The sequence below is a fragment of the Vibrio sp. Vb1554 genome, assembly GCF_033344235.1.
This window is the reverse complement of the sequence record NZ_JAWPOJ010000001.1, coordinates 97,799-109,715: the sequence shown is the minus strand read 5'-3', so window position 1 is coordinate 109,715 and position 11,917 is coordinate 97,799. Positions and strand designations below refer to the sequence as shown.

Annotated in this window: 10 protein-coding genes; 1 reads left to right on the top strand and 9 read right to left on the bottom strand. The window is 43.5% G+C overall.

The annotated features are described in order from the left end of the window. Positions 1–12: 12 nt before the first annotated feature. Positions 13–921 carry an L-threonate dehydrogenase gene (ltnD, locus tag R8N28_RS00505; protein WP_065275424.1) on the bottom strand — a complete coding sequence of 303 codons (909 nt, stop codon included), beginning with the start codon at positions 919–921 and terminating at the stop codon, positions 13–15. Between the two features lie 274 nt (positions 922–1,195). Between ltnD and R8N28_RS00500 the strand changes: the two genes are divergently transcribed. After that, complete coding sequence (locus tag R8N28_RS00500) at positions 1,196–1,954, top strand: DeoR/GlpR family DNA-binding transcription regulator (protein ID WP_005375354.1); 759 nt, start codon at positions 1,196–1,198, stop codon at positions 1,952–1,954. A 177-nt stretch (positions 1,955–2,131) separates the two neighbouring features. On the opposite strand, the gene R8N28_RS00495 is transcribed toward R8N28_RS00500, so the two are convergent. The 8 genes from R8N28_RS00495 to R8N28_RS00460 form a co-directional block, all read right to left on the bottom strand. Further along, on the bottom strand, positions 2,132–3,886 hold the full coding sequence (locus R8N28_RS00495) for an ABC transporter permease subunit (RefSeq protein WP_080773750.1): 1,755 nt from the start codon (positions 3,884–3,886) through the stop codon (positions 2,132–2,134). Between the two features lie 4 nt (positions 3,887–3,890). After that, positions 3,891–5,405, bottom strand: a complete 1,515-nt coding sequence (locus R8N28_RS00490) for an ABC transporter substrate-binding protein (RefSeq protein WP_005441857.1) — start codon at positions 5,403–5,405, stop codon at positions 3,891–3,893. Beyond that, positions 5,395–6,243: an ABC transporter ATP-binding protein gene (locus tag R8N28_RS00485; protein ID WP_009698234.1), complete on the bottom strand. Its 849-nt coding sequence runs from the start codon at positions 6,241–6,243 to the stop codon at positions 5,395–5,397. The genes R8N28_RS00490 and R8N28_RS00485 overlap by 11 nt, the downstream gene beginning before the upstream one ends. Positions 6,244–6,263: 20 nt before the next feature. Beyond that, positions 6,264–7,025, bottom strand: a complete 762-nt coding sequence (locus R8N28_RS00480; protein ID WP_082240194.1) for an ATP-binding cassette domain-containing protein — start codon at positions 7,023–7,025, stop codon at positions 6,264–6,266. Positions 7,026–7,196: 171 nt separating this feature from the next. Next, on the bottom strand, positions 7,197–8,501 hold the full coding sequence (locus R8N28_RS00475; RefSeq protein ID WP_042521555.1) for an MATE family efflux transporter: 1,305 nt from the start codon (positions 8,499–8,501) through the stop codon (positions 7,197–7,199). Positions 8,502–8,935: 434 nt separating this feature from the next. Further along, on the bottom strand, positions 8,936–10,684 hold the full coding sequence (locus R8N28_RS00470) for an ATP-binding protein (protein ID WP_025505171.1): 1,749 nt from the start codon (positions 10,682–10,684) through the stop codon (positions 8,936–8,938). Next, positions 10,677–11,327, bottom strand: a complete 651-nt coding sequence (locus R8N28_RS00465; protein ID WP_031831501.1) for a hypothetical protein — start codon at positions 11,325–11,327, stop codon at positions 10,677–10,679. The genes R8N28_RS00470 and R8N28_RS00465 overlap by 8 nt, the downstream gene beginning before the upstream one ends. A gap of 32 nt (positions 11,328–11,359) precedes the next feature. Next, positions 11,360–11,767 (bottom strand): dsDNA nuclease domain-containing protein, encoded by a 408-nt coding sequence (locus R8N28_RS00460; protein ID WP_025639475.1) that lies wholly within the window; start codon positions 11,765–11,767, stop codon positions 11,360–11,362. Positions 11,768–11,917: the final 150 nt, after the last annotated feature.

Sequence of the window (11,917 nt, the reverse complement as noted above, 5' to 3'; positions counted from 1 at the left end):
TTTTACGTGCGCTTACTTCTGTTTGTTTTCTACACCTGGAAGCTCAATACCATCAAAAATCTTGATAACGGCACTGTCGTCTTCCTGGCCAAAACCAGCATTGCTTGCACTCAAAAACATGTTTAGTGCTGTGCTTGATAGAGGAAGTGGAAATTTGAGATCTTTTGCTGTGTCCGATACGAGGTTTAAATCTTTCACAAAGATGTCGACCATAGATTTAGGGGAGTAATCACCATCAACTACATGCTTCATGCGGTTCTCAAACATCCAAGAGTTACCCGCTGCATTCGTCACCACGTCGTACATCAGGTCAAGAGGAATGTTTGCACGTGCCGCTAATGCCATTGCTTCAGCACCAGCTGCGATATGAACACCTGCTAGCAATTGGTGGATAATCTTCACAGTTGCGCCTAGGCCAATCGCTTCACCGATGTTGTAGACTTTAGCTGCCGTTGCGTTGAGTACTGGTTCAAGTGCATCAAATGTGCTTTGCGCTCCCGACGCCATAATAGTCATCTCACCTAATTCTGCTTTTGCAGCACCACCAGATACCGGTGCATCAAGCATCACAAGATTGTGTTCTGCCAATTTCGCTTCAATTTGTTTTGCGTCTTCTGCTGAGATGGTTGCTGAAACCATTACTGGCGTATTCGGCTTAAGCGCTGTAGCAAGACCGGTTTTGAACAAGACCGTGTTAACTTGAGCTGCGTTCACAACAAGAACTAGAACCGAATCAAGCTTATCTGCAAACTCAACTGCATTTGTAGAAACAGCTTTTGCACCGAATGAACCTAACTCTTCAAGCGCTTGAGAATTTAAATCGAAACCATAGACATCTAGGCCTGCACGCACACATGACTTTGCGGCGCCCATTCCCATAGAGCCTAAACCGATAATACCTACAGATTGAACTTCACTCATAAAAACAATGCCTTCTGGTCTATTAAACTTTGTTAATTCTTGTTTGGTTGATGTGATTATATGTGAAGATTAATACTAAGACCTCGCTTTGAATCACATTTTTTCACACAAATTAACAATGTCGTGATATATACCTCTTTATGGGCAGAGATATTCCGAGCAGTTAACACAAGCGAAGGCTGTTCTTACAACGTTGAGAACATAATTCACAGATATTCACAACAAATGAAAAGATTGGTAGGATACTGAAAAACAAGAATATAGAAGTGAAACTATGATCCCAGCAGAACGTCAAAGAACCATATTATCCCTGTTATCACATCAAGAAGTGTTAAGCATTTCAGATTTAACCGACCACCTTGGCGTATCACATATGACCATTCGTCGTGATATCGTGAAGCTTGAATCCTCAGGTAAAGTCGTTTCTGTTTCTGGTGGAGTGCAACTCGCTCAAGCTCTACATTCCGAACTTTCCCATGATGCGAAGGTCGAGCAACAAGCGGATGAAAAAATTCAAATTGGTAAGCTGGCGGCTACGTTAATTGGTCAAGACGCTACGATTTACTTGGATGCGGGAACAACCTCTCTAGAAATCGCCCATCAAATAGCAAATCGTAATGATCTTTTAGTGATCACCAATGACTTCTCTATTGCTGCTTTCCTTATGACGCACAGTGAATGTGAGCTTTACCACACTGGGGGAAAAATTGACCGCGAGAACCAATCCACCATTGGTGGAAAAGTCGCAGAGTTCTTGAATGGGCTAAATATTGATATCGCCTTTATTTCGACTTCATCTTGGAGCTTGAAAGGCTTATCAACACCTAATGAAAATAAAGTTCTTGTTAAAAAAGCAATCATCAAGGCGGCACAAACCAATTATCTGATCTCAGACTCAACTAAATACGGTCAGATAGCGAGCTTTCATGCATTAGACATCGAGCAATTGGACGGAATTATTACCGATCGAAACCTATCCGAAGTGGTCACTCAAGAATTAACGGATAAAGGATTACGTGTGTATAAAGAGTAACACTACCTAAACATCTGAGTTCGCGTAACTTTTATACTCGTTAATTTATAGGTGCTTCCAATATACATAGACCGTGCTGTGTACTTTCTGGCAGAAAACACATCCTTTTGTTTTCTAAATTACCAAATTACTGATTACATCTGGATATGGAAGCTCACTTCGCTTTATCGCTGCTCGTCACTTGTCATCAAAAATCAAATTCACCGCAATTGCCATCAAAACTAAGCCTGAGATTGGCAGCAAGACACCTAATGGTGAGCGCTCTATGTAAGGCAAGTTTTCCGCAATCAATAAGCCCCACTCAGGTTCTGGCGGCTTAACGCCAAGTCCGATAAAACTCAGAGACGTCAGGCTGAGCGTAATGTACGGCAAACGCAGAAACGCATGACGAATCAATGGCGGCAGCACATAAGGTAACAAGTAGTAACGGAGTACTCGCCACTGACTGGTTCCCCAAATGGGCGCAAGATGCGTGTAAGGCTGCGCTTTGGCTTCCATCAACAAACTTGCACAGTGCGCTGCTAATGGTGCCCATGACACCATAACAATCGCAATCAAGGCACTGTTTGGGTTCATCCCCGTTAGACCCGCAATCAGCAGACCCGCCACAATGTATGGCACACCTTTGGTGATCTCAATTAAGCCTTGGCTATAACGAGTCACAAAGCCGAGCAGCAAACCAATCACCAAACTTAGGAAGGTGGCGATGATGCCCATTTTGATTGTCGACATCATACCGCCGCCAACACGAGCAAGCAGATCTCGTCCAACCGCATCGGCACCAAACGGTGCTGCTAAGCTTGGCGATTCAAGGCGAGTAAATTGGATAGTGTAAGGATCGCGCATTAACGCCCATCCCGCACAACCAATCAGCAAGGCAAAGATTGTGGCACTGACGATACGTTTGGTAGTGCTTTGGGTAAAACGGAACGTACTGTGACTGCTGATCAGCTTGCCACTTGTGACACTGTGTCCGAGTAACCAGCGTTGCAATAAAATACTCGCACTGCTGATCAACATCGAGAACACCAGTAACACCAACAAGCCACCTTGCAGCATCGGCAGATCTTGTGACTTCGCTGCACCTAAGATTAGTCGTCCGATGCCCGGAATGGAAAACACTTGTTCCACAGCAACCGCGCCGCCGGTCAAACCAATCACCGTCATTGCGATTTGAGGAATCAAATTACTAACGGCACGCCACAAGGCAAAGCGTAAGATTTGAAACTTACTGACGTTCGCCGATAGCCAAGTGATCACCCAAGGCTCATCTAATACTCGCTTGAGGCTGTCATTGAGCAAGCGCCCGAACAAACCAGCAGCAGGCAATGCCATTGCCAAACTTGGTAGCCAGAGGTTCTGCACGCCTTGCCAACCATAAGGTGGGAACCAACCCAACCAGATGGAAAACACCATGATCAGTAACGAAGCAATCACGTATTCCGGCAGTGAAACCAACACCGAACTGAGCGTGTCATGATGCTTGTCTAAACGATTCTGTTGCCAACGACGCACAGTGTAAAGCACGCTCGCCATGCACATTACAAATGCCATACCTAAGGCTGTAAGCATCAGTAATAGCGACGTTTTTGCGGTTTGTTGAACGCTCTCCATGACGGACGCCCCGCTCACCCAAGAGACACCTAAGTCACCTTGCATGGCAAGCGTCAACCAATCCCACAGTCGCTCAGCAGCGCTGCGGTCAAGTTGAAGATCTTCTCGAATTGCTTGCAGAGCTTCCGCCGTCAGCAATTGTTGAGCACCCGCACGGGCACGCAGGATTGATTGGCTTGGATCGATACCTGCAATATCCGGCATCAAACCCACCAGCACAACCACTACCCCGAGAGACAGGAAGCGCGACAAAAAACGCGTAAACCATTCAGGCATACAAGCACTCCAACGAGAGCGCATGTTGGCAACAGACGACATCGAGTTAGTTCACCTCAGTAAACTGGTCGATCAGGCGACGCTCACGTGGGTCACGTTGTGCATTCTTCACACGATCACTCTCACCTTGGATTACACGCTCGTGAAGCAGTGGAATCACAGCGTATTGTTCAAGGATTTTGCTTTCTGCTTCGATGATCGCTTGTTGGCGTTTCTCACCCAATGGCTGACGATCAGCGTGTTTCAATGCAGCATCCACTTCTTCAGAGCAGAACTGACCTAGGTTGTAAGAACCTTTACAGCTAAAGTCACTTTGCATGTACGCCACTGGGTCACCAGAATCCAGCACTGTTGCACGTGACAACAAGAACGCATCGAACTTACCTGCTAGTGCATCGTTTTCGATTTGTGCATATTCACGAACGTCTAGTTCAACCACAAAGCCAGCCGCTTCAAGTTGTTGCTTTAGCAGCACCGCTACTTCTGGCAACTCAGCACGGTCGGTAAATGTACCGATGGTGATCTTCTCACCATTCGCGTGGCGCATTTCCATGGTTTCCATACGAGGGTTCGCATCACGAATTGGTTGAGCCCATGCCAATGCAGGACCTAACAGACCTTTTGCTGAATCGGCGTGGTTCTCGTAAACCGTTTTAATGATTTGCTCACGGTTAACCGCTTGAGCCGCTGCTTTACGCAAACCGAACTGGCTAAACACATCTGATTTATTGTTTAGGTAAAGCGTGTTGGTACGTGGCATTGCAACTTCATGCAGTTGTGAAGATTCCATCATCGCGATTTGCGAAACAGGAACGGCTTCAACGACATCCGCCTCACCGGTACGCAGCGCTGCAGCACGAGCAAAGCCATTTGGTACGTATTCAGCAAAGATACTGTCTACTTTTGCTTTTTCACCCCAGTAACCGTCAAAACGCTTCAGCTTTGCGCTGGTTGTCCCGTTGATTTCTGTCAGAACGAATGGACCGGTACCCGCATTGATTGGCACAACACGACCGTTTTCTTGGTATGCAGCACCAGAAAGGATCGCTAACTGTGGGCTAGATAGACGGCTTGGCAACAATGGATCGTTAAAGGTCGTTTTGATTTCAACAGTGAAGTCGTCCAATGCGCGAACTTGCCATTCGATACCATCCAAAATGCGTGGCTTTGGTGCGGCATCTAATGCTTTTTGTAGAGAGTTCACAACCGCGTTGGCATCAAGGTCAGAACCATCGTGGAATTTCACGCCCTTACGTACCGTAAATTGCCACGTCATCGGGTCAACTTGTTCCCACTCTGTTGCCAGCATAGGCTCTGCTACCGACTGATCGTTAAGGTTCACTAGCGTTTCTGCCGTGCTCCAACGTGACAGTTTGAACGCGTCATCTGAAAGTGGTGACAAACCTGTGCGTGGTGGTTGCATCATGGCAACGCGAATTTCCGTTGCTTGTGGTGCGGCTGCTTTTTCCGCTTCTGGCTTGCTTTCGCCAGAGTCAAAACAACCCGTCAGCAGTGCGCTTAAAGCCAGCGACAAAGCTAACTTGGGAGTACTAAGGTGCATAAGAAACCTCTCCAATGGTTTTTGTGAATTCATTACTTTTGTGTTGAGCGCTCATCAATGCTCTCGTGATCAAGTGTGATGGGTTATTTGTCACGTTTTGTGCTGTGCCGTGCTCGACAACGCGTCCTTTGTCTAACACTAGGATTTCATCGCATAGGGTTTGTGCCGCATCGAGGTCATGTGTCACCAAAATCAGGCGCATCTGACGACTCTTTTGAATGCCTGCCAACAAGTCGAGAATCTGTTTACGACTGACGGGGTCTAAGCTGCTGGTTGGCTCATCGGCAACCAATACGCAAGGCTCAACAATCAAAGCTCTGGCGATAGCCACACGTTGGGCTTGCCCAACTGATAATTGCTGCGGGTTACGATCCAACAATGTGAGATCCAAACCGACATCCGCCAACACCTTTTCCACCTTCTCATTGAGCTCTTGTGTCAAACCAATGTTGCTTAGCGGCTCCAGTAAGATCTGGCGAACGGTGTAATAAGGATTCAAGCTCGATTGCGGCTCTTGCGGAATCAATTGAATGTGCTGGCACAACTCTTGGCGCTGCTTAGCCGAGCTACGCGATAACGGATAACCACACACATACACTTCACCAGATGTGGGCTTACGAAGACCGAACAGAAGCTCAATCAAGGTCGATTTACCCGCACCAGAAGGACCAACAATCGCAATGTTCTTTGTGTCGATAGCAAGATCCAATTGTTCGAGCGCTTTAAACGGTTTGCCCCCTAACCAACTTGGTTTGGAGTAATAGTGAACACTGGCTTGCTCAAAGCGAACTTCCGCCGATTTAGGCTGCGTGTGCCCGCTCAAGTTGTGCTTAGTCAAAATAGGCTCCAGAGATGAGGTTAAGGCAGCAGTTGCGCAAGTTGTTGGCAGAAAGGATGCGAACTTTGCTGAATGGCTTGCCATGGTGCGCCATAAGCCACCATGGTGTTGTCCGCAATCACCAAGACTTTGTCACACGCCAAAGCCGCAGAGAGATCGTGCGTGATCAACAAACCACTGATGTTGCGTTGCTGAACACTACTGCGAAACAACTCAAGGATCTCCGCTTCGGTGATTGGATCGAGCGCACTGGTGGGCTCATCAGCGATGATCAAGTTAGCACTACCAAGCAACGCAATCGCAATACAAATACGCTGACGTTGACCACCAGATAACTGGCTTGGATGCTGCGCTAATGCTGCTTTTGGATCCGCAAATCCGAGTTGAGACAACAAGGTCGTCACCGTTTCTCGGTTTACTGAAGACAAGCGTGTTTTGTTACCTGTCAATGCCAAACACAGTTGTTGCTCGACAGAGGCCAATGGATTCAGTGCTTTAAGTGCATCTTGGAAAATGACCGCGGGACGCTGGGATTGACTCCGTTGCAGCATGGCAGTTTGTGCGACTTCACTGCTGTTAAGCTGGATAATTCCGTCTACCCAAATATCAGACGGCAAAAAACCTGCGACGGCTTTCGACAACATGGATTTACCAATGCCGGAAGGTCCCATAATGGCAAGAACTTCACCTTGAGACAGCTCAAAAGAAATGTCTTTGAAGAGTGTACGCTCTGAGTCTGTAAGGCTGAGATTATTAACGGAGAGTATTGGTTGAGAAATCACGGCATAAACTAAATGTAATAATATAACATCACAAATAATATCATGCGGGTTAAAGCAAGGAAACCAGTCGGAGGGGTTATTTCATCACCTTTTTCAGATTTATCAACAAGGGCAGATGGCTCCACCCTTGTTATAAGAACATCTAAATTAGGTCGTTTGTGACAGTGTGAATTACTGACACTTTTGTTTGACTTGTTCGAGGTATGGGAACAAGAAGACAAAGCGCCCAACGTAGAACAGAGTGAATGCCAGCCATAAACCGTGGTTGCCCCAATATTGCACCGCAATAAATTGAGTCACTAAGAACAACACCATGGTTAGAAAGGTAGAGTTACGCACTGGTCGCGTCGTCCCTGTACCGGTAAAGATGCCGTAAAACGTAAGACCAAAACCAGCAACCAACGGGAATGCCAATAACCAAGGGCTCATGTCTAGATACAGTTCAACAAGGTTTGGCAAGGTGGTAAACAACATCACCACTTGGTGTTTGAACAGCACTAACAGCAAGGTCAAGACAACAACGAACGCCGCGGTCCATTGCGTGTTTAGCTTAATCACGTTATCAAGCAATGTCGTATTCTTCTGGCCTACCGCTTTACCTGCAAAGACGCTCGACGCGTTCGCTACACCGTCGAACATGTAGCTGACGATAAAGGTCACTTGCATCATGATTGCGTTCGCAGCAAGCACATCAGAACCAAGCTGAGAGCCTACACGCGCCATCATGTTGAAGAACACCAATAGACACACAGTACGAAGCAGCAGATCCATATTGGAAGACGCAATGACTTTGAGATCTTTACGCGTCATTTTTGCGGTCTGAATGTGATCAAACAGCGGGAAGCGACAGGTTTTCAACACCAGCACCGCACCAATAACAAACGTCGAGATTTGCGCGATAAGTGTCGCCACCGCAACACCAGCAATGCCCATATCAAAGTACAACACAAATACGATATCTAGCACGATGTTCAGAACATTACCAAACACTTGCGTGAACAAGGTTTCTTTGGCTTTCGCCTGCCCCATCAACCAACCAATCACGGTGTAGTTCAGCAGTACAAACGGCGCACCAAAGATCATGATATCGAAGTAAGTCTTAGCGTTTTCGGCCACGACTGCATCAGGGGAGATAATCAGCTCTGCCCCCATCCAAATCACGGACTGCAACGCAATGAAAATCAAGCCAAGGCAGAGCGAAAGCACGAAAGGACGCAATAAGCTACTCGCTTGATCCTCTGGGCTATTTTTACCTAATGCGATTGCACTTTGCCCGGTAGTACTGACGCGGAAGAAGCCAAACAGCCAATACAAGGTATTCATGATAACGGTGCCGATCGCTACACCACCAATCATCTCAGCCACACCGAGTTTACCGATCACCGCGGTGTCCACCGCCCCCAATAATGGTTGGGTAACAGTAGAAACGATGAAAGGAAATGCGATTTTAAAATAGTCTTTATGAGTCAGGGACATCTTAAATTATGAACAGGGTTAATTTTTATAAGGTCGCTATCATATGCGAATGGCGTCCGAACATGAACCAAAGTTCGCCAGCAAGGAATAGCATTGATAATTGATACAACCAGCAAACGTATTCTCATACCAAAGCTTGAAATAGGATAACGACTTATGAGAAAAGCCAAATTAACTGCATATAAATGAGTTTCTAGTTTGGAAAGATTGGCGTTTGGTGGAGCATGGCAGATCAGAATGTATCTGCCATGTCATAACGGTAGTGATTGGTGAAAAGAGACCGTACAGATGATATTTAATGCTTGTGGGTTTCATCTGACAATGTTTAGGTCGATACCAAGCCTTATGTTCTGTAAAGCACCTTAATACTATTGTCCATTCCCAAAATACAAAAAAATTCACCATGTAGGGTGGATATGCTCGAAACCTGACGTCTAGTATGCTTCTGATATTTCTAATGTATCTTCAATCAAATCCAATTCAAGCTCAGTTGGAGCTTCAGATAAAAATGCTCGTTGCTTTTCAGCGTTCCCAATACAGATAAGATTTGCGCTGGAAGAAAAATAAATTTCATTAACTTCTTCTATAAAATGTGTTCTAGAAGTAGGAGCGGGCTGATTGTCCTTAACGTCTGCGACTGCAAAAATTATTTGCTCATCACGTGAGTTCTTAGTGGACAAAAAGTTGAAGATAGTTTCCCGACTAACTTCGTCAATATCTTCTTTAAAGACTGCATCTAAAACAAAAGGTAGCCTGTGCATTTTTTCATTGTCTTTCAATAGCTCCCAAAAAGAAAAGTGATAAGCCATTATTAGTTTGTGTAACTCAACACCTTGCGCTGGAAAAGAATTGATTTCATACACATCACGGTATCTTGGTGACATAGGTATCGTAGCCTGCAATGCTTTAGCATTACTCTTAAATTTCTGCAAAAATAATCGGCTAACGATATTTCTTTCCCGTTCAATATCGCTTTGGTCTATGCCTTTCAGCTCACCTAAAACTAAGTCGAGCTTCCTTTGCACCTTGTTTAGTTTTAAATCGAGCTCTTCTGACAGCCGCCGTATGGATTCATACTCCATCCAAGTATCAAAGGTTATATTAAGCATTTTGAGCTTTTGTAAGACTTTATACTTACCGACTAGCTCCCTTCGACCCTCGGATAGTTTCTTTTCTACAGAATTTATAGTTGACTGAACTGATTTTAATTTCTCATCAACCACAGACCTCTGATGTACAGTATCATTAAGCTCTTGATTATATTTATATAGTGCTTCTACTGTACTTGGTAGAGACTGTTCGCACACGGGACATGAATCCAATTTTGGGCGTTGTTTATTCTGAGCGCTATGAACCTTACGTAAAACACTATTCCTCATGAGCAACGAAGATTTCTTGTTGACTAACTCAATATGTTGCCGCTCAAGCTCAATCAGAGAAGTGTTGATGTTGTTAAAGTCATCAATAAATTCATAAGCACCATTTTCAAATCTCTGAGATATTCTCTTTGATATTTCTAATTCTGGATGCTTTTTGTGATACTCTTCTATAAACTTTATTTCTGATTTATATTCCTTTCTTTTCTCTTCTAGTTGATAGCGTTTGGCTCTATCTGATTGATTAGAAATTCCAAAACAGTAGTCTAAATAGTCCTCTTTAAAGTTCTTATAAAATCGGTAGTTTCCAATTGACTCTCTTAGGTATACCCACCCTACTGACTGAGATATATAAAATGGTAAAAAAGCTGCCTCTAAGGGAGCTAAACTAACATCCCCCTTGCTCTCTAAATGTAAATCGAAGCCTAGAAGATTAGCGAAGAACTCTTTATATTTTCGATATTCATAAGAAGTATTTCCAGAGACGCCATCGAATCGCTTGATAGGTTCGCCTTCAACCTTAACTATTAATGAATCGTTTTTCCTAACAAAAACTACTTCTTTACAGGTTGCATTTACAGACAAGGTTAATGTTAACCTAATAACTACGTCTTCTTTCAAAATGTCAGAAAGGTTATCCTTTGCGTCATTTATCCCCATTGAGTAGTTAATAATTTGGATTAACGTACTCTTTCCTGACGTATTCCGTCCATAAACAATATTAACCCCGTTATTAAATGTGGTATAAAAGCTCTTATCTTTATTTATATTAAATACCAACAAACTATTGTAATTAACTTTAACCACAGATGTCCTCCATCTCTACGTAAGATGCAATAACTGCAAATACAATGATATGCGACTCTAAAGATATTTTATATTCACTTCTTATATATTCAATCAATGAAATAATACCATCACATTCGTTATACTCGTCTTCTACAATATCTTTATGTTCTTTTACAAGCGACTTTACTTTAAGAAGCTCAGAGTTACGTAAAGACTTAAAACCATCAAAGCAATTATCTATATGTTCTTCATAATTCTTTGAATACCTAAACTTTATTTTAAGATTTTTCCCTAACACTTCAGCATACTTTCGCCAAAGATTATAAGCTTTTTTTTGACTAGTTAAGACATCCATTGCATTTTCAATTTGACTTTTTGCAACCCACTTAGCTGAATGACTTAACTCTGGCAAACCATTTTTATTAAACTCTAGTTCTGAGTCAGTAAACAGAGTCATTAAGACATCTAATGCTGCTACATAATCTGAAATTTTATCACCAAACATACTCGTCATTTTCCCTACAAGGTAATCTTTATTGACTTTATGATTGTGATTTAAACTAATATTAGCAAACTCAAGACCATTCATTTCAGAAATATCATTTGGCTCTGCGTTGGAGTTAATTATATCTTCTAGTTTAATCTGTATTTCTTTATCCAACGTCAAAAATCTAATTGGCGTAGTATCTTCCTTTACGCTAATCGACTTCTTTTTTTCCCAGCTTTACCGTTAGTCAGCTTAATTTCCGCATTAGAAATAAAGCTTAACCTATGACTATAATTTTTAGACTTATTTATACTATTATCTTGGCTAATCCGCTGACCAGTCATTGTTAATTTACATAGGATTTCGGCTAGTTTGTCGTTTGTTCCCCAACTAGAAGACAAGGACTTTTTCTTAGCTTGGTAAGCCTTGACCTCATCCAATTCGTCATTACCATCATAAAACGCGAATAAGAAGTCATCATGATGCTCAAATGCTAGGAAGTACTTCCTTTTACCGAACGAAGGAAAGTCATCCAGCAATAGGCATAACGCTGCGCATTTCTGAAACGAAAACCCACGCCCAGCCTCAACTCCGCCATTAATTCCTTGCCCCACTACACAACCCTCAAAAATACTGGATATTTATACACATATCAGTCACTTAACTCACACTAAGATTATATTCAACTAGGTACATTGATATCGTATTACTAACATTCGTGAGAGCGTCATACTTGAAAATTGCTTTACTGTTAAAACAATAAA